At 68.8% G+C, this 23,300-nt stretch carries 15 protein-coding genes; 4 read left to right on the top strand and 11 right to left on the bottom strand.

Going from position 1 to position 23,300, the window contains the following annotated elements; genetic code table 11:
- Positions 1-104: 104 nt before the first annotated feature.
- Both ACWF82_RS24240 and ACWF82_RS24235 read left to right on the top strand, forming a co-directional pair.
- Positions 105-1,265 carry an FAD-binding oxidoreductase gene (locus tag ACWF82_RS24240; protein ID WP_452504596.1) on the top strand — a complete coding sequence of 387 codons (1,161 nt, stop codon included), beginning with the start codon at positions 105-107 and terminating at the stop codon, positions 1,263-1,265.
- A 31-nt stretch (positions 1,266-1,296) separates the two neighbouring features.
- Positions 1,297-2,058 carry an FAD-binding oxidoreductase gene (locus ACWF82_RS24235; RefSeq protein WP_452504594.1) on the top strand — a complete coding sequence of 254 codons (762 nt, stop codon included), beginning with the start codon at positions 1,297-1,299 and terminating at the stop codon, positions 2,056-2,058.
- A 3-nt stretch (positions 2,059-2,061) separates the two neighbouring features.
- Here the strand turns inward: ACWF82_RS24235 and eccCb are convergent, their stop codons facing one another.
- The 8 genes from eccCb to ACWF82_RS24195 all read right to left on the bottom strand — a co-directional run bounded on the left by eccCb (position 2,062) and on the right by ACWF82_RS24195 (position 14,524).
- The gene (gene eccCb, locus ACWF82_RS24230) at positions 2,062-6,387 is read right to left on the bottom strand and encodes a type VII secretion protein EccCb (RefSeq protein ID WP_452504592.1); all 4,326 of its coding nucleotides are present in this window, start codon (positions 6,385-6,387) and stop codon (positions 2,062-2,064) included.
- Complete coding sequence (locus ACWF82_RS24225) at positions 6,380-6,751, bottom strand: hypothetical protein (protein ID WP_452504590.1); 372 nt, start codon at positions 6,749-6,751, stop codon at positions 6,380-6,382. Before ACWF82_RS24225 ends, eccCb begins: the two co-directional genes overlap by 8 nt.
- Before the next feature lie 94 nt (positions 6,752-6,845).
- Positions 6,846-8,015: a globin domain-containing protein gene (locus ACWF82_RS24220; protein ID WP_452504588.1), complete on the bottom strand. Its 1,170-nt coding sequence runs from the start codon at positions 8,013-8,015 to the stop codon at positions 6,846-6,848.
- A gap of 617 nt (positions 8,016-8,632) precedes the next feature.
- A complete protein-coding gene (locus ACWF82_RS24215) occupies positions 8,633-8,980 on the bottom strand; it encodes a heat shock protein transcriptional repressor HspR (protein ID WP_452504692.1) in 348 nt (115 codons plus the stop codon).
- 131 nt (positions 8,981-9,111) lie between these two features.
- Positions 9,112-10,293, bottom strand: coding sequence for a molecular chaperone DnaJ (gene dnaJ / locus ACWF82_RS24210; protein WP_452504586.1), 1,182 nt, complete (start codon positions 10,291-10,293; stop codon positions 9,112-9,114).
- A 24-nt stretch (positions 10,294-10,317) separates the two neighbouring features.
- A complete protein-coding gene (gene grpE / locus ACWF82_RS24205; protein ID WP_452504584.1) occupies positions 10,318-10,887 on the bottom strand; it encodes a nucleotide exchange factor GrpE in 570 nt (189 codons plus the stop codon).
- On the bottom strand, positions 10,884-12,731 hold the full coding sequence (gene dnaK / locus ACWF82_RS24200; RefSeq protein WP_452504583.1) for a molecular chaperone DnaK: 1,848 nt from the start codon (positions 12,729-12,731) through the stop codon (positions 10,884-10,886). The genes grpE and dnaK overlap by 4 nt, the downstream gene beginning before the upstream one ends.
- Positions 12,732-12,964: 233 nt before the next feature.
- On the bottom strand, positions 12,965-14,524 hold the full coding sequence (locus ACWF82_RS24195) for a DHA2 family efflux MFS transporter permease subunit (protein WP_452504580.1): 1,560 nt from the start codon (positions 14,522-14,524) through the stop codon (positions 12,965-12,967).
- Between the two features lie 84 nt (positions 14,525-14,608).
- Here ACWF82_RS24195 and ACWF82_RS24190 point away from each other — a divergent pair, with 84 nt between their 5' ends.
- Both ACWF82_RS24190 and ACWF82_RS24185 read left to right on the top strand, forming a co-directional pair.
- The gene (locus ACWF82_RS24190; protein WP_452504578.1) at positions 14,609-15,076 is read left to right on the top strand and encodes a MarR family winged helix-turn-helix transcriptional regulator; all 468 of its coding nucleotides are present in this window, start codon (positions 14,609-14,611) and stop codon (positions 15,074-15,076) included.
- Between the two features lie 14 nt (positions 15,077-15,090).
- On the top strand, positions 15,091-15,393 hold the full coding sequence (locus tag ACWF82_RS24185) for a hypothetical protein (RefSeq protein WP_452504576.1): 303 nt from the start codon (positions 15,091-15,093) through the stop codon (positions 15,391-15,393).
- A gap of 15 nt (positions 15,394-15,408) precedes the next feature.
- On the opposite strand, the gene ACWF82_RS24180 is transcribed toward ACWF82_RS24185, so the two are convergent.
- Genes ACWF82_RS24180 through ACWF82_RS24170 form a run of 3 tightly spaced genes read right to left on the bottom strand, consistent with a single transcriptional unit; the run spans position 15,409 to position 23,116 of the window.
- Positions 15,409-16,965: a dynamin family protein gene (locus ACWF82_RS24180; RefSeq protein WP_452504574.1), complete on the bottom strand. Its 1,557-nt coding sequence runs from the start codon at positions 16,963-16,965 to the stop codon at positions 15,409-15,411.
- Positions 16,962-18,800 (bottom strand): dynamin family protein, encoded by a 1,839-nt coding sequence (locus ACWF82_RS24175; protein ID WP_452504572.1) that lies wholly within the window; start codon positions 18,798-18,800, stop codon positions 16,962-16,964. The genes ACWF82_RS24180 and ACWF82_RS24175 overlap by 4 nt, the downstream gene beginning before the upstream one ends.
- Before the next feature lie 17 nt (positions 18,801-18,817).
- Positions 18,818-23,116: an IniB N-terminal domain-containing protein gene (locus ACWF82_RS24170; RefSeq protein ID WP_452504570.1), complete on the bottom strand. Its 4,299-nt coding sequence runs from the start codon at positions 23,114-23,116 to the stop codon at positions 18,818-18,820.
- Positions 23,117-23,300 lie beyond the last annotated feature (184 nt).

Genomic DNA, 23,300 nt, shown 5'->3' with positions numbered 1-23,300 from the left:
AGCATCCCTGCACCCAGCGGCAGGTTTCGGGGGATACTTGACACGGCACCCGCTCCGAGGCGGGGCCACATTGCAGCAATTCCAGGGAAAGGGAGCTTGACGACGTGGATGCGCGTTCGCTTGCGCTGGTCCGCGCCGATTTCCGCGGGGTGTCGGAGACACCCGGTGGTCCTGAGCGGCTGATCAGCGCTTTCTACGGTCACCTGTTCGCGCAGAACCCGGCGTTACGGGAGCTCTTCCCACCCGCCATGGACATGATGCCCAAGCGTCTCGTGACGGCGCTGCAGTATGTCCTGGACAATCTGGAGGACTTCGAGCGCGCGCAGAAGTTCCTCGAGCAACTGGCCCGCGACCACCGAAAATACGGGGTCGAGGCCGACCACTACGACATGGCGGGCCGGGCGCTGCTCTCGGCGCTGCGCACCTTCCACGGCAACCGCTGGACCAGGGAACTGCACGAGGGCTGGAGCGACATCACCATCCTCGTCTCCGCGTCGATGGCGATCGGCGCCAACGAGGACAAGTCGCAGCCGTTCTGGGGCGCGACGGTGGTCGGGCACCGTCGGGTGCTCGACGACCTGGCGATCGTGCGGTTGCAGGCCGACGGGCCGATCCCGTTCAAGGCGGGCCAGTACGTGCCGGTACAGGTGCCGCAGCGGCCGAATATGTGGCGTTATCTCTCCCCCGCGATCCCCGCCAATCCCTATGGTGAGATCGAGTTCCATGTGCGCCGGATCAGCGGTGGCTGGGTGAGCCCGGCCATCGTCAACGACACCAAGGTCGGTGACCGGTGGAAGATCGCCGGTCCGCTCGGCGGCCTGCACATCGACCGGGAGTCGGGGCGCGATGTGCTGCTCATCGGCTCCGGCACCGGGATCGCGCCGCTGCGCGCGCAGCTGATCGAGATGAGTCAGCGCGGCATCAACCCGCGGGTGCACTTCTTCACCGGCGGCCGCTTCCCCGGCGACCTCTACGACGTGGACAACATGTGGCAGCTCTCGCAGTCCAACCCGTGGCTGACCGTGGTGCCGGTGTGCGAGGAACGCGACGATCCGTGGTGGTATCCGCAGGCGCCGCCTTCCCCGTCGACGGGTATGTACCGCCGTCTCGTCGGTAATCTGGGTGCGGTGGTAACCAGTTTCGGCGCGTGGTCCGACCGCCAGATCCAGATCGCGGGTTCGCCCCGGATGATCGCCGACACCCGCCGCGCCCTGATCAGGGCGGGCACCCCGCCCGAGATCATCGCCGCCGACCCGGTCGGCTGAGAACCCTTCCCGCCCTTCGTGAAAGAGACCGATGAGCAGCAGCGAGTTTCCCGAGACCGGCTGGACGGCGACCGTTGTCGGTCATCACCGCCTGCGCAACGACCTCGCCGTGATCCGGCTGATCGGTGATTTCGTGCCGTTCGCGGCGGGCGGGTCGGTCGAGGTGGAGGTGCCGCAGCATCCCGGCGTGCGGCGCAGGCTCTCCCCCGCGCTGCCGCCCTCGCTCGACGGCAAGCTGGAGTTCCACGTGCGCATCGTGCCCGGTGGCTGGTGCTCGAGTTCGATCGTGGCCGACACCCAGCCCGGCGATCAGTGGCGAATCAACGCGCCGCACAGCGTTTTCCACATCGATCCCGAGGCCGCCGAGGTCGTGATGATCGCGGGCGGCACCGGTCTGGCGCCGCTGCGCGCACAGATCCTCGACCTGGCCCGGCGCGAGACCCCGCCGCGCACCTACCTGTTCTACGGCGGCCGTTCCCCCCGCGACCTCTACGCCTCGGACATGCTGTTCCTGCTGGCAGGCGAATTGCCATGGCTGACAGTGATTCCGGTGGTCGAGAGCCCCGACGACCCGGCCATCCGCGACGAATGGCACGAGCACTCCCGCGTCGACATCGGCTTCGCCCCGACGGAGATGCTGCACGGCACCCTCGCCGACGTCGCCGCCGCCCACGGCCCGTTCGACCAGCATCAGGTGCTGGTCTGTGGTTCCCCGGCGATGGTCGGCACCACGGTGGACAAGCTCGTCGCCGCGGGCACGCCCCCGGCCAACATCATGGCCGAGGGAGCCTGAAAGTCACTGCGGTGCGGGAAAATTGGCTATCTGAACCATTTCCTGCTCCCGGGTGCGCGAGGCCAGGATGCCGCGGCCAGGGGGGAGCTTCATCGGACGGACGTCGCCGATGATTCTTCCTTCGTCGCGGGGGCCACTCATCACCAGCGTTTCGACGGACAGGTTCCGCAACGCGCCGAGGACGGGGTCATACAGTGCCCGCGAGACACCACTCGTGCGGCGGGCGACGATGAAATGCAGTCCGACATCGCGGGCCTGCGGAAAATACTCCACCAGCGGCAGGAACGGATTCGCCACACTGGGGGCGACCAGATCGTAGTCGTCGACCACCAGGTAGATTTCCGGCCCCGACCACCAGGCGCGCTCCCGTAACTGCTGCGCGGTGATGCCGGGGCCGGGGATACGCGCCGCCAAGGTGTTCACCACCTCCGCGATCATCGGCGCCGTCGTCTGCGATGAGGTGGAATACCCCGCCAGAGCAGTCCCGAACTCGCCGAGCATGCTGCGCCGGTAGTCGATCAGCACTACCTGTGCCGCCGCCGGACTCGCGTTCTCGATGATGCCGGTGATGATATTGCGCAAGAGCGTTGTCTTGCCGTGCGCTACGTCCGCGAAGACCATGAAGTGCGGCTCGGCCACGAAATCGAGTACCAGCGGCTGCAACTCGGATTCGCACAGGCCGACGACCACCTTCGTCGGGCCCATCGAGATACCGTGCTCCGCCGCGAGCGCGGGCAACGCTTCCCGGCTGAATTCCAGCGGCAGCGTCCGCACCTCGGGAGCACGGCGCCGCCCGTAGAGCGCGCTGAGTTCGGCCGCGGCCTCGCCGAGTCCCTCGCTGAGCGACGCCGGATCGGAGTCGGAATCCAAGCGGGGCAACGCGATCAGCATGTGCAGGTGATCGGCGGTGATCCCGCGGCCCGGCCGTTCGTCCGGGACCTGCTGCGCGACACGACGATTGATTTCCGAGTCGGACGGATCGCCCAGCCGCAATTCGATCCGGGTACCGATCTGATCCCGGATCATCGGCCGGATCTCCGGCCATCGCGACGCGCTGATCATCAGGTGGATACCGTAGGACAGCCCCTGGGTGGCAATGGCATTGATCTGCGGCTCGAGCACTTCGAACTCTTCACCGACCACCCGCCAGCCGTCGATGACCAGGACCACGTCACCGAACCTGTCCGGCGGTGACGAAGTCGCGGAATCCTCGGAGGCGGCGAAATTCCGTCGCCGATACTCCACGATCGACTCGATGCCCAGTTCGGCGAATCGCTGTTCGCGCCTGCGCAGCAACGTCGTCAGCTCGGCGATCGTGCGACGTACCCGATCACCGTCCACACGGCCGGCCACCGAACCAACATGCGGCACCCTGGCCAACCTCATGAGACCGCCGCCGCCGAAATCCAGGCAGTAGAACTGCATCTGCTCCGGAGTGTGTGTCACCGCCGCGGCCAGCACGATCGTCTCCAAGGTCGTCGACTTGCCCGCGCGCGGACCGCCGACCACGGCGACATGCCCCTTGGCACTGGAGAGATTGATCGTCAGCACTTCGCGACGGTGCTCGGACGGCTTGTCGATCACCCCGATGGGCATCCGCAACCGGCCCGCCCGATTCACGGACGAACGCCAATCCCGGTCGGGCAACAGCTGATCCAGCGTCGGAGAGGCGTCCAGCGGAGGCGCCCACAGCGGATACGCCGCCTTGCCGTGCCCGTGGATCCGCGACACCACCGCTTCCAGCAACGTGCGCTGCTCGACACTGCCCGTGCTCGCGCCGGGGCCGACCCGTTCCGACCGGCTCACATAGGCCGACTTGAACCGCAGCGGATCGGAAGCTTCGACCTTCAGATAGCCGGAGCCGGGATCGCTGGCCAGATGGTAGGCGTCGGCGGTGCCGATGACGGCTCTCGACTCGGCGGCGGAGAACGTGCGCAGCACGATCCGGTAGGACAGATGCCTTTCCAGTCCGCGCACCTTGTCCTCCTCGAATCGGTGCGAGGCGAGCAGCAGGTGCACGTGCAGCGAACGTCCGAGCCTGCCGATCATCACGAACAGCTCGATGAAGTCCGGTTTCTGGGCGAGCAGCTCCGAGTACTCGTCGACCACGATCAACAGCGCTGGCAGCGGGCTCACCTGCATACCCGCCGCACGGGCGCTCTCGTAATCGGCGACGTCGGCGAATTTACCTGTCGCCCTGAGTATCTCCTGCCTGCGTTTCAGCTCGCCGGCCAGTGCGTCCTGCAACCGGTCGACCAGGGACAGATCTTGTTCCACGTTGGCGATGACGGTGGACACGTGCGGCAGCGATTCCAGGCCGGAAAAGGCCGCGCCACCTTTGAAGTCGACCAGAACCAGATTCAGCGCATCCGGGGAATGGGTGGTGACCAAGGCGAGGATCAGGGTGCGCAAGAACTCCGATTTCCCGGAACCGGTAGCGCCGATACACAGCCCGTGCGGGCCCATGCCGTACTGGCCCGCCTCCTTGAGATCCAATTCGACGACGTCGCCGGTGGCGGTGACCCCGATCGGCACCCGCAGCCGGTCGCGGCCGTGTCTCGGCCGCCACATCTCATCGATGTCGAAGTCCTGACCGGAACCGATGCCGAGCAGATCGGTGAAGTCCACCTCGCCGTCCAGCGGAGACCGGCCGAGGCCGTCGAGAACGAGCTCCTGCTGGTATCCCCGCACCAGATCGACCAATTCGGCGGCGCCGTCGGAGATTTCCGCCGCGCTCAGCAACTCCGGCTGCAACTCGCGCAGATCCGGCATGGCGATGCGAAACGGCCGCTCCCCGAACAGCGCCCACCCCGGTCCGTCGGGAAGGCGGGCGGCGCGCTCCGGGTGCAGACGCGAATCGGCGGGGCGGTGCAATCGCAATTCGATATGCGCCGACAGCAAGTCGACCAGCTCGCCGGGCGCCTCGTTCCAGTCGCGCGCGGTCACCACCAGGTGGACGCCGTACTCCGGGCCCGCGCTCGCGATCTGTTTGATGCGGCCGTCGAACCCGGGGATCTGCTCGCGGAAATCGCCGAGCCGGTCGATGAGCAGGAAGACATCGGGCACCGGCCCGGCCAGCGACGGCCGGGCGGCGCGCAGACTGGCCGGGGAATCGATACCGGATTCCCGATACAGTCTTTTGCGGCTCCGGATCTCGGCGGCTACCCGGTCGAGAACCGCGCCCACCTTGTCCAGCTCGTCGTCGCCCACCGCGCTCGCGATATGGGGCAACGCGCTCATCGAACCGAGGCGGTTGCTGGATTCGAGCACATACAGTTTCACCTCATCGGGTGAATGGGTCAGCGCCAATGATCCGGTGAGCGTCCGCAGCAGCGTGCTCTTGCCCGAGCCGGCGCGGCCGACGATGAAGAGGTTGCGATCCGCGCCGGCCAGATCCAGCCACACGGTTTCGCCCGGCACACCGTCGGTGCGCCGCTCCTGCCCGATGGGAACCTTCAAGCGGCCGGTCCCCCACCAGTTCGCCGCCCGCAGTCCACTGTCGGGCGTCTGTTCGAGCCGCCCGACGAGCGACCCGAGCTGCACTCGATCGCCCACCTCGATGAGGGTCGATTGCCGCCGCCGAACCCGGGCTACATAGACCTCGTCCTTGAATACGCCGTAGTGGTTCGGCGTCTGCCTGGTTGTCCGGCTGCGGACATCGGCGTGCACGAACGTCCACAGATCGTGAGTGCCGATCAGGCCGCTGCCGTTGTCGGCCTGACCGGTGCCGATTCCCTTCACCAGCGCCGAGGTGAACACCGAAAGGGGTGCCGAGTCGCCGTCGGCGCGCCCCTCGGCCGCGGTCTCCACCGCGCTCGTCGCGGTCAGCACGCAGATGCCGTCGCCCGCCGCGAGTTGCTGGGCGACATCGTCGATGGTCGGTGCGGACTTCATCACCTCGGAGCCGAGAAACGCGCCGCTGTAGCAGCAGTCGAGCACGATGATCTTCGCCGCGGCCGCGGACTCCCGGATCAGCTCGCGGATGAACGTCGAGGACACCGCCGTGCTGCTCAGCAGCTGCGGGTCGGTATTTCCGACAGCCAGGTACAGATTCTGGCGGGTGCGCAGTCCGTGGCCGGAGAAATAGAACAGGATGACGTCGTCTGGTTCTGCGCCGCGGAAGACCCGCTCGATGCTGCGCTCGATCTCGGCCTTGGACTCGTTGATCAGCAACTCGGTCGGGCGGAAGCCGCCGATCTCGGGGTCGCGCAACAGTTCCCGGAGTTGCTCCGCGTCCGAGATCGGCGCGTAGAGCCGGGACAAGCCGTCGAAGTGGTAGGTGTCGTTCGCGACGAAGAGCGCGATGCGCCGTCCGGTCGGACTACTCATCAGCCAGCAGTGCGCCGAACTTCTCGATGGCATTGTCTACCTGGGCCAGGCCCGGCCGGACAATGGTCACCTCCCGATCACCCTTCTTGATCGTGATCGAATCCGCCTTGGTTCGCTCCAGGAACTTGAGGCTGACATCCCGGATCGACCACACCACGGCACCGATCGCCCCGCTGGACACCAGCAGCTGACCGATCTGCTCGACCGCGCCGGATTTCTGACCGTCCGCCGCGGCTGTCGTCACCCGGCTGACGTGGAGTCCACCGATCTCGGACAGGTCGGCCTGTAGCTCGCCGGTCACCTCGTCCAGCCACTCGGCATCGCGACGCCCCCCGGAATTGATCACCAGCACAACGTCATCCATCGATCCGCCCTCCCTCACTGTGATCATCCTCGTCAGACCACTCTAACCAGGACGAAGCGAACCGACAGGTCGATTCACGGTGCGGGGCGCGCGCTCAGAACAGTGGGTCGTGGCGGATCGACTTGGCCTGGGTGCCCGCGGCCATCAGGCGGAACTTGGTGGTCTGCACCATCGATGGCGATCCGACGATCTGCACATCGCGATCCGCCCACGAGCCGTAGCTGGCGACGACCTTGCCGATCTGGCCGGTCATTCGCGGTTCGAGGCCGGGTAGGTCGCCCTGCGGTTCGCCGGACTCGTAGTACCACCAGGGGTTCTCGTCGTTCTCGGTGACGGGGGTGACCGAGAGCCACTTGTTGGCCATGGCCAGCTGGCTCAGGACCTGGAGGTCGTAGAGGTCGCACGGGTGGTGGCCACCGACGAACAGGTGGACCTTCGGGTTGACGCGGCGCTGGGCCATCGCCATGATCTGGGCGCGCAGCGGCGCGATGCCGGTGCCGCAGCCGACCATCAGCATCTTGCGCTTGGTGTTGCGCGGCACGCCGAGGCCGCCGAGCGGTGAGCCGAGCAGCCACTGGTCGCCGACGGCGGTGTGCGAGACCATGGACGGGCTGACCCAGCCGCCGAGCACGCTGCGCACGTGGAACTCGATCTCGCCGTTGGCATTCGCGGGGTTGGCCGGGGAGAGGTAACGCCACATGCGGGGCCGCGCCGGTATCTGCACGCTGAGGTACTGACCCGCGGCGTACTGCATCGGCTGGTCGAGCTGGACGCGGATGACGGCCAGGTTGCGCAGCACCTCGCGGCGTTCGACGACCCTCGCGGACCATGCCGCAGGCGTCGTCTCCTTGTCGGCGGCGCTGATCATCGCGCCGCTGATGGTGGCCAGGCCCTCGTCCCAGGCGGTGGCGACCTCGTCGGTCCACATCTCGGTGCCGGCGAACTGGCGCATGGCCGACTTCAGCGAGTTGGCCACCGCGACATAGTGGGCGGGCTGCACACCGTACTTGCGGTGATCGCGCCCGAGCTGGGCGAGGAAAGGCAGCAGCTTGTCCGGCTCTTCCAGCCGGTCCAGCGCGTAGCCGATCGCCGAGACGAGCCGTTCACGCTGGGAATCCATGGCCGCCGGGAAGTAGTCACGGATGCCTGGATAGTCCGTGAACAGGATCGAGTAGAACGACCTGGCTAGCTTCTCGGGCCCACCGTCTTCCGCAGCAACCGCCTTGAACGTAGTACGGATCAAAGCGACAGTCCGCGAATCCATATGTGTCACAACCTCGTTTCGCCATCGAACGCTAGCCGCGCCGGCGAGTGACGGGCTGGGAGGACACTCGTCAGCAGCCGATGCGAGAAGTCTAGGCGAGGTTTGCCAGCTTAGGAATCGTACTCTTAAACATCACGCATGTAATTCGTTTAAAACCGGTCGGTACCTGATCAGTACCAGCTAAAAACATACCAGTGGACCGTGAATCCTGGGTGAACATGACCCTAAGATTCCCCACCCTTCCCGGCAATTGCCGCAATAGCGACCCAATGTGCCTGGTAGAGCGACCTTTCCGCTACGAACCCAGCACGCTCCGGTCCGACGCGCCGTGCCACGACACGCGGGGAGGGTGTGCCGGAGTGGCTGGTCGACGACGGAGAATTGGCCTCCGATCGAGCCGAATTCAGCGTCCCACCAGCAACCTTTCGTGATGATCCCGAGATATATGCCCACCTCAGAGCCCTGCGGCCGTACAAGCCCCGGCCAAGCTCACGAATAAATAGGTTGCTGAATAGTCACCAGCCGATCGCCGGGGATTGACCGGGCACGATCGAGCCCCCGGGCCGCGTCCGCCGGAGCGGGATCGCGAGCCGGGGGCTCGGGCGAATCGTGGAACTCTACCGCCGGTGCCGCGGCTGCCACACCACGAGCGCGGTACTGCGCTGGGGCGGCGACAGGTCGGGCCGGTAGCCCGCCCGCAACCGCTCCAGCTCCGCGCTCATCTCCTCGACGCGCTGCTGTAGCGCCTCGACCTGATTGGTGAGCTCGATGATGCGCTTGATGCCCGCGAGGTTGACACCCTCGTCCTGCGACAGCCGCTGCACCTCGCGCAGCAGCTCGACGTCGCGGGTCGAGTAACGGCGCCCGCCACCCGAAGTGCGTTGGGGCGTGACCAAACCCAGCCGGTCATAGGTGCGCAATGTCTGCGCGTGCATACCCGCCAGCTGAGCCGCCACCGAGATCATGAAGAACTCGGCACGCGAGGTCCCACCCGACGCGGACTTCGGATCCGGTATCGGATTTGCGCCTCTCCCGGCGCCCTCAGTGGTCACGCTGCGCTACCTCCTCCGGGCGCTGAGCTCGATGCGCGGGGCCATCAAGCACCCGCCCATCCCGCACGCGGATCGAAGCCACCGGACTTCTCCGCCTCCTGGTAGCGCTTGAGCGCCTCGGTGGCGTCGGAGTCCAGGTTCTGCGGAACCGCGACCTTCACCGTGACCAGCAGGTCACCGGCGCCGCCCGCCGCGCCGCGCTTGGGCACACCACGACCGCGTACCCGCAGGATACGCCCGTCGGCGGTGCCCGGCGGCACCTTCACGCCGACCCGGCCGTCCAGCGTCGGCACGGAAACAGTTGTCCCCAGCACCAATTCGCTGTAGCTCACCGGGAGCACCAGGGTCAGGTCGTCGCCCTGGCGGCCGAACACCTTGTCCTGGCTGACGTGCACGGTCACGTAGAGATCGCCCGAGGGCGCCCCACGCAGGCCCGCTTCGCCCTGCCCGGCCAACCGGATCTTCTGCCCGTCACTGACACCGGGCGGGATACGGACGGTGATGGTGCGGGTGCGGTTCTGGATGCCGGTGCCCGAGCAGTCGGTGCACGGGTCGTCGATGATCGACCCGGTGCCGCGGCAGTCGTCGCAGGGCTCGCTGAAACCGAACGCGCCCTGATTACGGCTGACCACGCCGGAACCGTTGCAGTGCGGACACACTCGCGGGCTGGTGCCCGGCTTGGCGCCGCTGCCGTGACACGTGGTGCACGGCGACGGACTGGTCATCCGCAGCGGGACGGTGACACCCTGGGCCGCCTCGCGGAAGCCCAGCGTCGTCTCGGTCTCCACATCGGCGCCACGGCGCGGACGGCTGGAACCGCGCGCGCCACCCCGGTTGAACAGGCCGCCGAGCAGATCGCCGAGCCCGCCGTCGCCCGCGGCGCCCGCGCCACCGGCCTGACCGAAGATGTCACCGATGTTGAAGTCCTGCGAGAAGCCGCCGCCGGCACCGGGTGTGAACCCGCCGCCGTAGCCGCGACCGCCACCGCCCGCGAACAGGCGGCGCGTCTCGTCGTACTCCTTGCGCTTGGCCGGATCCGACAGCACGGCATTGGCCTCGCTGACCGCCTTGAACCGCTCCTCCGCCTTGGTGTCACCCGGGTTGGAGTCCGGGTGCAGGTCACGAGCGAGCTTGCGGTAGGCCTTCTTGATCTCGTCCTGCGAGGCGCCGGAGGAGACACCCAGCTCCTTGTAGAAGTCCTTTTCGATCCACTCCCGTTGGCTCACCGGGCATCTCCTCCTCTCGCGTCCTTATTGGTCGTCGCCGTCGGCATCCGAATCCGATGCCCCCACGGCCTCGGCATCGGTTACCCCGACCAGCGCGTGCCGAAGCACCCGTTCGCCGAACCGATAGCCCTTGCGCATCACAACGCCGATGACCGGATCGGTGCCCGAGCCCTCGTGCTGCACTGCCTCGTGCAGCGTCGGGTCGAACGACTCACCGATCGCGCCGAACTCGACGAGACCCTGCTTGGTGAGCGCGGTCTCCAGCTTGTCGGCGACGGCCTTGAGCGGGCCGGTCTCCAGGTCGCCGTGCGCCCTGGCGCGGTCCAGATCGTCGAGCACACCGAGCAACTCGGTCACCACCGCGGCCTTGGCCGCGTCGATGTTGGCCTGACGATCCCGCTCGACCCGGCGGCGGTAGTTCGCGTATTCCGCGGTCAACCGCTGCAGGTCGGCGGTGCGCTCGGCCAGCTCGTCGCTGACCGGCGCCTCGGCCTCGCCGTCACCGGAGGGCTCCGCCACCTCGGCGGTGGAGTCTGTCTCGGTGTCTTCGACGATGTCTTCGATCAGCTCCTGCTCGGAGTTGGCCTCGGTCACTTCTTCTCCGTGTCCACCGGCTCGTCGACAACCTCGGCGTCGACGACCTGGTCGTCGTCGGCCTGGCTCGGGCCCGCGCCGTTACCGGACTGGCCCTCGGCGGCACCGGCCTCGTAGAGCGCCTGGCCAAGGGCCTGCGACTCGGTGGCCAGCTTCTCCACGGCGGACTTCACCGCGGCGATGTCGGTACCGGCGAGTGCCGTGTTGGCCTCGGCGATAGCCTCCTCGACCTTGGACTTCACGTCCGCGGGCACCTTGTCCTCGTTGTCCTTGATGAACTTCTCGGTCTGGTGCACCAGCGACTCGGCCTGGTTGCGGGTCTCGGCCTCCTCGCGGCGGGCCTTGTCCTCGGCGGCGTGCGCCTCGGCATCCTTGACCATCCGGTCGATCTCTTCCTTGGACAGGCCGGAGCCGTCCTGGATCTTGATCTTGTTTTCCTTGCCGGTGCCCTTGTCCTTGGCGGTCACGTGCACGATGCCGTTGGCGTCGATGTCGAAGGTGACCTCGATCTGTGGCACGCCACGCGGGGCCGGGGGCAGGCCGGTCAGCTCGAAGGAGCCGAGCAGCTTGTTGTGCGAGGCGATCTCGCGCTCACCCTGGAACACCTGGATCTGCACCGAAGGCTGGTTGTCGTCAGCGGTGGTGAAGGTTTCCGAACGCTTGGTCGGGATGGTGGTGTTGCGCTCGATGAGCTTGGTCATCACGCCACCCTTGGTCTCGATGCCCAGCGACAGCGGGGTGACATCGAGCAGCAGGACGTCCTTGACCTCACCCTTGAGCACACCGGCCTGCAGGGCGGCGCCGACGGCGACGACCTCGTCCGGGTTCACGCCCTTGTTCGGCTCACGGCCACCGGTCAGTTCCTTGACCAGGTCGGAGACGGCGGGCATACGGGTGGAGCCACCGACGAGCACGACGTGGTCGATGTCGGCCACGTTGATACCGGCGTCCTTGATGACGGACTGGAACGGCGCGCGGGTGCGATCCAGCAGATCGGAGGTGATCTTCTGGAACTCGGCGCGGGTCAGCTGCTCGTCGAGGAACAGCGGGTTCTTGTCCGCGTCGACGGTGATGTAGGGCAGGTTGATCGAGGTGCTCTGGCTGGAGGACAGCTCGATCTTCGCCTTCTCGGCGGCCTCGCGCAGACGCTGCAGCGCCATCTTGTCCTTGGTCAGGTCGATGCCAGAGCTGGCCTTGAACTTGTCGACCAGCCAGGTCACGACGCGCTCGTCCCAGTCGTCGCCACCGAGGTGGTTGTCACCGGAGGTCGCGCGGACCTCGACGACGCCCTCGCCGATTTCCAGCAGCGAGACGTCGAAGGTGCCGCCACCGAGGTCGAAGACCAGGATGGTCTGCTCTTTGTCGCCCTTGTCCAGGCCGTACGCCAGCGCGGCCGCGGTGGGCTCGTTGACGATGCGCAGCACGTTCAGGCCCGCGATCTGGCCCGCTTCCTTGGTGGCCTGACGCTGGGCGTCTTCGAAGTAGGCCGGGACGGTGATGACCGCGTCGGTGATCTCCTCACCGAGGTAGGCCTCGGCGTCGCGCTTCAGCTTCATCAGCGTGCGCGCGGAGATCTCCTGCGAGGTGTACTTCTTGCCGTCGATCTCGGTGCTCCAGTCGGTGCCGACGTGGCGCTTGACCGAGCGGATCGTGCGGTCGACGTTGGTGACGGCCTGGTTCTTCGCAGGCTGGCCGACGAGGACCTCGCCGTTCTTCGCGAACGCGACGATCGAAGGGGTGGTGCGCGAGCCTTCCGAGTTCGCGACGACGACCGGCTCGCCGCCTTCGAGAACGGCGACGACCGAGTTCGTGGTCCCGAGGTCGATTCCGACCGCACGAGCCATAGTGATTTCCTCCTGTGTGACGTACTTGGGGCATAGTCTCAGCAACGCTGAGTGTGGTGGGCTCAATCCTGCCTTTCGAGGCCTCCGGGCGTCAACCCGAACTTGAGTCCATCACACTCAACGTCGTTGATCAGCACAACCGGTAGCTGCGGCGATTCATTCCCGCCACCCGAAAAATCTTTTCGGCCCCCGGGCCATTCTTGCCACGACCCCACTCAACCGCAGCTCTGCCGCTATCCGTGTCGCGTGGGTTTGACGAAGGCGGTTGTCGCCAGGGCGAGGACGAGTAGGGCCGCGCACAGGTAGCTCGACACCTCGATACCCGCTGCCATGGCTGCCCGTGCCGCCTCGGCGATGGGGGGTGCGTCTTCGGCGAGAGCTGGGATCATCGATCCGGCGCTGTCGGTGACTGTCGAGGTCAGCTGGTGTGCTTCGGATTCGGACAGTCCCGTGTCGGTCAGGCGGTCGCGCAGGCCGGTGCCGAGAGTGCTGAAGAAGACGGTGGTGAGGACGGCGATGCCGAGGGCCGAGCCGAGTTCGCGTGCGGCGCTCTGGATTCCCGAGCCCTGGCCCGCGCTCTCGGCGGGGACGTCGGCGAGCACGACATTGGTGACCTGGGCGGTGGCGAAGCCGACGCCGATGCCGTAGACGAACAGGGCTATGGCGATCGACCACCAGCTGCTGTCTGCCGCGGCGCACAGGCCGAGCAGGGCGAGACCGGCGGCTTCCAGCAGCAAGCCGATCCTGACCTGGCCCAGCGCCGAGACCGTCAACGAGAAACTCGCGCCGCTGGCGACGAAACTGCCGATCGCGAGCGGGACCAGCGCCAAGCCCGCCTGCAGGGCGGTGTAGTCGAGGGCGAACTGCATCCACAGCGGCAGGACCGCGATGATGCCGAATTCACCGAGGCCGACGAGCAGGGTCACCACATTGCCCTTGCGGAACGAGTCGATAGAGAACAGCCGCACATCGAGCAGGGGCTGTTCGTCCGCGAGCCTCGCTTGCCTGCGCCAGAACATCCCGAGCGCGAGGATCGCACCGGCCAGTGCGACGAGCACCGGCGACGGTCCACTGCGCCAGGCGAATTCACCGATACTCAGAGGTTCGGTGACGATCAGCCAGCCGTAGTGACGGCCTTCGATCAGGGCGAAGGCGAGCAGGCCGAGGCCGAGTGCCGACTGCGCGGCGCCGAGCCAGTCCACGCGGCCGGCCGAGCCCGGCGACACCGGGAGATAGATCAGCACCGCGGCCATGATCAGCGCGACCATCGGGATGTTGACACCGAAGGCCCAGCGCCAGGAGAAGTCGGCGAGCCAGCCGCCGAGCAGCGGGCCGACCGCGGCGGCCGCGCCGATCGTGGATCCCCAGATCGCGAAGGCCTGTCCGCGCGCCTTTCCGGTGAACGCGGAATTCACCAGGGCAAGGGAGGTCGGCAGGATCATCGCCCCGCCGATGCCCTGCAGGAAGCGCGCCAGGATCAGCAGGCCGCCGCTCGGGGCGAGCGCGGCGAGCAGGCTCGTCACGCCGAAGACGACGAGACCGATCAGGAACAGTGCGCGTGCGCCGTAGAGGTCGCTGAGCCTGCCGGTGAGCAGCAGGAGCGCCGCGAAGACGATCGCGTAGGACTCCTGGATCCATTGCGCCTGAATCGAAGTGATCGCGAGGTCGTCGACGATCGGCGCGACGATCACGTTCACGATCGTCAGGTCGACCACGATCAACGCGACGCCGAGCGAGACGGCGATCAGTCCCAGCCACAACCGCAGCGATGGTGTCTCGGTTCCGGTCTGCAATTTACCTCCATCATCAAGTGACTTTATGATGAAGGTAAATTGCAGCCGGTAGGTTGTCAATCGGGCAGCGAACGAGAGGACGACATGGCGAAGACATCCGGCGATGTCGCGAGGCAGCGGCAGCGGCTCGCCGCCGGGCTCATCGGTTACGGCGCGAGCTTCACCGAACTGGGCCGCCGGTTCGCCGAGACTCTCGGCGTGCACTCGACCGACGCCTTCGCGCTGATGGAGATCGCCGCCGCCGAGGCAGCGGGCACTCCGCTGTCCCCCGCGCTGCTCAGCAAGCGGATCACCCTCACCTCCGGGGCGATGACCACCCTGATCAACCGGCTCGAGCAGGCGGGATACGCCACCCGCAGCCGCGAGCACACCGACCGGCGGGTGGTGACCTTGCGATGCAGCGAGCAGGCGCGCCGACTCGCCGACGAGTTCTTCCAGGCGGTCAATGCCGAGCAGGACGCGATCCTGGCTGAATACTCGACCGACCAGCTCGAGCAGTTCGAGACCCTGATCGCGCGGTTGCGCGCGACGATGGACGGGTCGTCCACCTAGCCAAGGGAGAAACCGTGCACACCGTTGATCTTCTCGTCGTCGGCCGCGGCCAGAGCGTGGTCGACACCTCCACCGCCTACATCGACGGCCTCGGCTTCCGCGCTCTCGGCACCACCCTCGACGAGGAGGCACTGGGCATCCTCGACCGCGAGCAGGTCCGCCTGCTCGTCATCGGCGGCGGGGTCGAGGCGGATTCACGGAAGACGCTGGCGGCCAGGGCCGATGAGCGGGGGACCACCATTGTCGCGGCGGAGCGGGCCGGGCGCGGGGTGGAGCAGTACCTCGCAGAGGAGATCGTCCCGGTGCTGCGGAGCTAGCACCGGCGCCTGTAGTCAGCGGGGGAGTTCGGAGAGGACTCCTTCGGCGCTGCGGGCGGCGGCTCGGCAGGCGGTGGTGGTGAATTGGTCGGCCAGGGGGTGGGTGGCTCTGGCTCGCCAGGTGCGGACCGCGGTGGAGGCCGCGGTGCGGAGGGTGTTCGGGTCGGCTTCGGGGGGGAGGCCGAGGCGGAGGTGGGGTGCTACGCCGGTGCCGCCGAGGATGCGGTGCAGGTCGGCGAGTACCGGTGGGGGGAGGGGGAGTTCGTCGGTGCGCAGGCGGCCGAGGAGGCGGAGTTCGGTGAAGCCGTGGACGTCGGCCAGGCGCGCGCGGACGCGGGGTAGCAGTCGGTCGGCTTCGGTGCCGGGGTAGGCCGACAGGATGCGGTTCAGGGTGCTCAGGGCCGAGTGTGCCTTCAGTTCTTCTGCGCGCTGGCCGAATTGGACCTCCAGGACCGAGCGCAGTTCCTCGATGCCGCTACGTGCGGCCAGTTCGGCTGCCAGCGAGGAGGAATCGCGGACGCCGAGGCGGATCAGCATGGTGGCCATGCGGATTCCGAACAGGCCGAAGCGATCCGCCAGTTGGGCGCGCAGTTCGGGGGCGACCGGGAGGGCGATGTCGGCGCGGGCGAATCGGTCTGCCGAGAGCAGGGCGATGCCGAGGTCTTCCGCGGGGACCGTGGCCAGGGCCTCGAAGGCCGCGAATTCTGGTTGCCGCAGTGTCGACGCGGCGAAGGCGAGCAGGCCCGCCACCGGAATCACCGCCTGGCACAGGCCTGTTCGCTCCAGTTCGCCGGCGAACCGGGCCGCCACGTCGCGGGCCGAGTGCAGCGCGTCGATGCGGCCGGCGCCGATCTCGTCGGCGCGTGACACCACTCCGATCACGCCGAGTGGGCCCGCGCCACCGGCGCCTGCGCCGATCTGTTCGAGAAAGCTCACATCGGTGGCGTCCAGGCGGCGCAGCAGATAGACGACGGCGTCGGCGCCGGGCGCCGAGATCGCCGACCGGCCGCGCGCATTGCCTTCGGCATGGGAGGGGGTGAGCAGACGCGCGGTGCGCAGCGAGACCTCGCGGGACAGCGACGAGGTGCCGGGAGTGTCGATGATCGTCGTCTGGGCCAGGGCCGCCGATGGCCAGCCGACCTCGAGGTGATCCACCTCGCGGGGGCCGTAGGCATCCCAGTTCAGGGCGCTCAGGTCGAAGGTGAGGCCGTGCGCGCCACCGCCGCGCCGCACGATCACGTTGGCCCTTGCGCCGTCGGCGGCGTGGGCGGTGACGGTGGGGGTCGAGGCGTCGCGGTACCAGGTGACGACCCGGGTGCACTCGGTGGCGTCGGTCGGGGCGACGGCCTGGCCGACCAGCGCGTTGAGCAGCGTCGACTTGCCTGCCTTGATCGAACCGGCCAGCGCTACCCGCAGTGGCTCACGCAGCCGGAATTCGCAGTCGGCCAGCAGCGTGCGCGCGTACTCGTCACGACCGAATACCCGCGCCGCCGCGCCGACCAGCTCGTGCGCCTCGGCCAGGATCCTGGGTGCCTGACCGCCGGGCGCGGCGGTGTCGAAACGGTGGGTCACCCAGATACCGTACCGTCGGCCCGTCCTGGTTCGAGTTGCATCGTTTCCGCGTAGCGGCGCAGCTCGGCGACCGCGTTCAGCTGGCGTTCGAGCACGGCGGTGCGCTCGGCGCGGTGCGTCGCGGCCATCGCGGCCGCTTCCTGGGCGGCGCGCAGGGAGGCGTCGATCGATCGCAGGCTGCGCTCGGCGACGCCGGCGAAGTGGTCGCGCAGGGCGCGGTGGATGCGGTGCAGGCGGTCCTTGGTGTCCTTGGCCGCCTGGAACGCGACGTCGTCGAGGAAGCGGCGCACCTCGGCGTTGGCTTCGACGCGGCGGCGAGCCAGTCGTGCGGTCTTGTCGTCGCGGTAGGCCTTGCCGCCGACGATCAGGCCTGCGCCGAGGGAGATCGGGTTCAGCATCGCGAGGCCGGCGAAGGTCGTGGCGAGGCCGATCATCAGCACGCCGCCGTAGGAGCCGCGCATGCCGACCAGCACCTTGCTGGTGAAACCGATGTCGGGTTCCAGGTCGGCAAGGGAACCCGAGCTGGCGAGGGTGGTTTCGTCGTCCATTCCGGCATGGACCTCGGGCAGGTCGACGGCGCCGACCTCCTTGAAGTGGTCGGCGATGCGTTCGGCAAGCAGTTCCGCGCGGCGGTGGGTCAGCAGGAGGTTGTCGCCGAGCGCGGTGTCGACGCTGCCGGACAGCCATTCGGCGATCGCGCCCCAGTGCCTGCCCGGGTCGTTCTCGTCGATCCATTCCTGGCCGGTGCGGGCGATGCCGCGCAGGTGATCGCGCAGGTCGTGGTCGACGTCGCCGACGAGGTCGGTGATGCCGTCGGCGAGCGTCTGCTGCCAGCTCGCGGTTCGCCGCTGGAGTGCCTCGGCGGCGGCGCGTGCGGACTGGAGCTCGTCGACGGCGGCGGAGCCGAGCGCCGGGTCGCGCAGGGCTACCAGTTCGCTGCCGAGAGCCAGTGCCAGATGTTCTGCTGCCGAGTGCAATTCGCGGGCGACGGCCTGACGTGTGACGGCCTGGTCGCGGGCGACTACCCGGTCCCGGAGGAAACCGAAGAGCACGCCGAACCCGGACTCCTGGCCCAGCTGCGCGTCCTGCAGGCGCAGGGCGTGGGCGCGCAGCAGGGCCGACACCGGGATCAGGGCGACGTCGGCTTCGGCGCGGGTCAGGTGTGATCGATCGGCCTCGAGTACCCGGTGCCAGTGCGGATACAGGTCGGTTTTGGTGAGCAGGACGGCGACCGTTGGGCAGAGTTCGCGGATCTGGCGGACGAAGGTAAGCTCGGGTTCGGTGAGCTCGGTGGAGGCGTCGGAGAGCACCAGTACCGCGTCGGCGGCTGCGGCCAGGCCGAGAACTCCTGCGGCACAGGCGCTTCCGTGACCGCCGACACCGGGGGTGTCGATCAGGACGATGCCGTCGGCCAGCAGCTGGTTGGGCAGCTCGGCCTCGATCCGGATGATCTGCCTGCCCTGGGCCAGCGGGCTGCGTTGATCGATGACGCCGATCTCGTCGAACGGGATCTCCACCCGCTCGTCCTCGGCGCCGGGCGCGCTGAGCACCAGGTATGCCCGCTGCTGCGCGCCATAGGACAGCTGCAACGGGAGGACGGTGGTCACGTCGTCGCCGACCTGGCACACGTCGAGCCCGAGCAGTGCGTTCACGAAGCGGCTCTTGCCCTGGCCGAGCTGGCCGGTGACGACGATGCGGTGCCGCGGATCGCGCACCCGCTCGGTGACCTTCTCCAGGCGACCGACCAGATCGTCGCGGCCCGCGGCGCGGGCCGCCGCGACGGTGTCGGCCAGCACCGTCGTCAGCGGCACCGCATTCGGTGCGAGAGTCCCCATCGCAGCGCCCGTTTCGCTCAGTGGAACAGTCCGTCGGAGTGCACGTCGGCACCGGTCTCGGCGACAGTACTCGACTCGCCGAACAGCGACGTCTCGCCGCCGAGGCTCGAACCGTGCAGGCCGGAACCGAACGCGCTCGACACGTCGACCGAGGACCAGGTGTCGGCCGCGGTGGTGACCGCGCCCTGGGTGGTGTCGAGGGTGCCTGCCTGGGCTGTTCCGGTGAATTCAGTGGTCGCGGTGGTGCTGGTCTGCGCCGCGCCTTCCACGGTGCTGCCGAGGCCGCCTGCGATCTGCGTGCCGCCGGTCATCGTGCTCGACAGGCCCGCTTCGGCGGTTCCGCCGAGGCCGGTCTCGAGGCCGGTGCCCGTTTGCGCGCCACCGGTCGCGGAACCCGCCAGGCCGGTGCTGGTCTCGGCGAGACCGCCCAGACCCGCTTGCGCGCCGCCCGCCGCGGAACCCGCCAAACCCGCGCTGGTGTCTACCGCACCACCCAGACCAGCCTGCGCACCACCAGCAGCCGAACCAGCAAGGCCGACACCGGTTTCCGCGAGACCGCCAAGTCCAGCTTGCGCGCCACCCGCCGCGGAACCCGCCAAACCCGCGCTGGTGTCAACGGCACCACCCAGACCAGCCTGCGCACCGGTGGCAGCCGAACCAGCAAGGCCGACACCGGTTTCGGCGAGGCTGTTCAAACCTGCCTGTGCGCCACCGGACAGGCCCGCGCCGGTCTCCACAGCCGCACCGAGACCAGCCTGCGCGCCGGTGGCGACTGAGCCGGCAAGGCCCGTCCCGAAGGTCGCGCCGGTATCGAGGCCGCCCTGCAGACCGGTGGTCAGTCCGATTCCTGTCGTGGCGGACAGTGCCGTGTCCAGTCCGGTGGTGGCCTCCGCGGCACCGCCGCCGGTGATCAGCCCGTCGACACCGATGCCGGTGCCAAGCCCACCGCCGGCACCACCGGTCAGACCGCCGATGAGGTCGGTGCCCGCCGACGCAGCGCCACCGAAACCGGTTTCCAGCCCGGTGCCGACTTCCGCGCCCGCTCCGACCGCACCGTCGAGACCGGTGATCGCCGTGGTGGTCGCGGCAGCACCGAGACTGCCCGCCGCCTGGGCCCCGGCATTGGCCGCCGCACCCAGACCGCCGGTGACCCCGGCACCGAGCCCACCAACCGCACCGGTCGCACCACTCAGCCCCACATCCAGGCCGCCACCGAGCTGACCCCCCAGGTTCGCGCCGAAGTCCGTGGTGAGCCCAGCGGCCCCGTCGACCAGACCGTCCACCCCAGCCGCGACATCACCACCCGCACCAGCCGCACCGGTCAGCGCACCATCGACACCTGCACCGACACCAGCCGCACCGGTCAGTGCACCGCCGAGTCCCGCGGCGACATCGCCACCAACACCGACCGTTCCGTTCAGGGCGCCATCGACACCTGCGCCAACACCAGCCGCACCAGCCAGCGCACTATCGGAACCGGCGCCAGCCGCACCGGTCAGCGCACCGCCCAGTCCCGCGGCGACATCACCACCGACACCGACCGCACCCCCCAAGGCACCATCGAGCCCGGCGCCAGCGCCAGCCGCGCCGGTCAAGGCGCCACCCAATCCGGCAGTGAGATCGCCACCAGCGTCAACCGCACCCGACAACGCACCGTCCACACCGGCACCTGCCACACCGGTAAGAGCCCCGCCCAGTCCAGCGGCTACATCCCCACCGACACCGACCGCACCCCCCAAGGCACCATCGAGACCGGCGCCAGCGCCAGCCGCGCCGGTCAAGGCGCCACCCAATCCGGCAGTGAGATCGCCACCAGCGTCAACCGCACCCGACAACACACCGTCCACACCGGCACCTGCCGCACCGGTAAGAGCCCCGCCCAGTCCAGCGGCTACATCCCCACTGACACCGGCCGCCCCCTCCAAGGCACCGTCGAGACCGGCACCACCACCAGCGGCGCCGGTCAGCGCGCCATCGAGGCCGGCACCAGCCAGGGCACCGCCCACTCCGGCAGTGAGATCGCCACCAGCGTCGACTGCACCCGACAACGCGCCGTCCAGACCGGCGCCAGCGCCTACGGCCCCATTCAGGGCGCCATCGAGGCCGGCTTCGACGCCGGAGCCGATCCCGACTCCCGCACCAGCCACACCCGACAGCGCACCATCGAGGCCGGCCCCGATGCCCGCGCCGGCATCAGCCGCGCCGTTCAGCGCACCACCGAGGCCGGCACCAGCGCCTACCGCACCGTTCAAGGCGCCATCGAGGCCGGCCTCTGCACCGACACCCACACCCGCCGCGCCATTCAGGCCTGCAGCGAGGTCGGCGCCAGCACCAGCCGCACCCGACAGCTCACCACCGAGGCCGGCACCAGCGCCTACCGCACCGTCCAGGGCTCCATCGAGACCGGCTTCGACACCAGCACCAACACCCGCCGCGCCGTTCAACGCACCGTTCAGGCCTGCAGCCAGGTCGGCGCCCGCACCAGCCGCACCCGACAGCACACCACCGAGGCCGGCTCCACCACTCAATGCGCCGCCCAGCCCGGCAGCGACATCGCCACCCGCGTCCACGACGCCCGACAACGCGCCGTCCAGGCCCGCACCAGCGCCCACCGCACCATTCAGTGCGCCATCGAGGCCGGCTTCGACGCCAGCACCAACACCCGCCGCGCCGTTCAACGCACCGTTCAGGCCTGCAGCCAGGTCGGCGCCCGCACCAGCCGCACCCGACAACGCACCACCGAGGCCGGCGCCAGCGCCCACCACACCGTTCAAGGCGCCATCGAGGCCAGCACCCACGCCAGCCCCTCCATTCAGCGCGCCCCCCAGACCGGCAGCGGCATCGACACCCGCATCCACCCCACCCGACAACGCACCACCGAGGCCGGCGCCAGCGCCTACCGCGCCGTTCAAGGCGCCGTCAAGGCCAGCTTCGAGGTCGGCACCCGCACCAGCCGCGCCGTTCAGGCCTGCAGCCAGGTCGGCGCCCGCACCAGCCGCACCCGACAACGCACCACCGAGGTCGGCGCCTGCGCCCAGCGCGCCGTTCAAGGCGCCCCCGAGACCAGCTTCCAGACCGGCGCCCGCGCCCGCCGCGCCACTCAGTCCAGCAGTGATGTCGCCACCCGCGTCCACGACACCTGCCAACGCGCCGTCCAGGCCGGCGCCAGTGCCTACCGCGCCGTTCAGGGCACCGTCGAGACCGGTAGCGAGGTCGCCGCCTGCGCCAACCGCACCATTAAGGGCTCCCCCGAGACCAGTTTCGAGACCGGCACCCGCACCGGTCAGCGCGCCGCCCAATCCCGCAGTGACGTCGCCGCCCGCGTCGACAACACCCGACAACGCACCGTCCAGGCCCACACCTGCGCCTACGGCGCCGTTCAGGGCACCGTTGAGGCCGGCAGCGAGGTCGCCGCCTGCGCCGACCGCGCCATTCAGGGCGCCGCCGAGACCGGCGCCAACGCCCGCCGCTCCGTTCAATGCGCCATTCAGGCCGGTAGCCAGGTCGACACCTGCGCCGACGGCGCCGTTCAATGCGCCGCCGAGACCCGCGGCGAGGTCCGCGCCAGCACCCACCCCACCGTTCAAGGCACCGCCGAGACCCGCGGCGAGGTCCGCGCCAGCACCCACCCCACCGTTCAAGGCACCGCCGAGACCGGCAGCGAGGTCCGCGCCAGCACCCACCGCGCCATTCAGGGCGCCTCCGAGACCAGCGCCCACGCCTGCCGCGCCGGTCAGCGCACCGTTCAGGCCCGCAGCGAGGTCGACGCCTGCGCCCACGGCTCCGTTCAGGGCACCGTTGAGGCCTGCGCCGAGGCCGAGGGCGGTGTCGATCGCGCCGTTCAGGCCGAGGCCTGCGCCGAGCGCGCCGTTCAGGCCTGCGGCGAGGTCGGCGGCCGCGTTCACGTCGACGTTGGCGCCGGTGACGGTGGACAGTGCGACATCGAGGCCTGCGCCGACCTGGGCGGCGGCGTCGGCGACTGCCGAGGCGGCCGCGCCGAGGCCTACGTCGAGGCCGATGCCGAGTTCGGCGTCGGCGGCGGCCGCGGCGGTGACGGCGGCGGCTGCGGTCGCGGTGGAAGCGAGGGCCGCGCTCGTGCCTGCCGCGGCGCCGGCGGCGACGATCGACTGGAGCTGGGAGCCGCCGCTGACCAGCGCGGATTCCGCCACCATCGGGGCGACGGCGGAGATGTCTTCAGGGGTCACCTCGAGTCCCGCCTGGGCCAGCGCGACGCACGGGTTGGCGCAGTAGCTCGCCGCCGCGTCGGGGTCGCGCAGCAGGTTCAGGATGAATTCCAGAATCGCGTTGGGGGTCATCGAAGTCAGCTCCTCCAGATCATGGGCGGTGGTGCCCGATCCGTTGTCGTCGGAATGTCTTTCACGCTAGGTCCGCCAGTCGTTACAGGTAATGGGGCGAATACCTAGTTCACTCGGGGCGCATCCATTAGGGGCTTGTCCCCGATTAGGGGCATTTCCCCGTATTTGCCCCGGCGCAGGTAAC

Source organism: Nocardia sp. NPDC055053 (assembly GCF_053608285.1).
The sequence above is the reverse complement of the archived record's forward strand: the minus strand, read 5'-3'. Positions and strand labels throughout refer to the sequence as shown.

Bases quoted from the DNA above. Each gene is read 5' to 3' on its own strand.
- ACWF82_RS24190 (WP_452504578.1), top strand. From the start codon at position 14,609: ATGGCGAAGACATCCGGCGATGTCGCGAGGCAGCGGCAGCGGCTCGCC.
- ACWF82_RS24215 (WP_452504692.1), bottom strand. From the start codon at position 8,980: ATGATCTCGGTGGCGGCTCAGCTGGCGGGTATGCACGCGCAGACATTG.
- ACWF82_RS24220 (WP_452504588.1), bottom strand. From the start codon at position 8,015: ATGGATTCGCGGACTGTCGCTTTGATCCGTACTACGTTCAAGGCGGTT.
- ACWF82_RS24235 (WP_452504594.1), top strand. From the start codon at position 1,297: ATGAGCAGCAGCGAGTTTCCCGAGACCGGCTGGACGGCGACCGTTGTC.
- ACWF82_RS24225 (WP_452504590.1), bottom strand. From the start codon at position 6,751: ATGGATGACGTTGTGCTGGTGATCAATTCCGGGGGGCGTCGCGATGCC.
- eccCb (WP_452504592.1), bottom strand. From the start codon at position 6,387: ATGAGTAGTCCGACCGGACGGCGCATCGCGCTCTTCGTCGCGAACGAC.
- ACWF82_RS24175 (WP_452504572.1), bottom strand. From the start codon at position 18,800: ATGGGGACTCTCGCACCGAATGCGGTGCCGCTGACGACGGTGCTGGCC.
- dnaK (WP_452504583.1), bottom strand. From the start codon at position 12,731: ATGGCTCGTGCGGTCGGAATCGACCTCGGGACCACGAACTCGGTCGTC.
- ACWF82_RS24170 (WP_452504570.1), bottom strand. From the start codon at position 23,116: ATGACCCCCAACGCGATTCTGGAATTCATCCTGAACCTGCTGCGCGAC.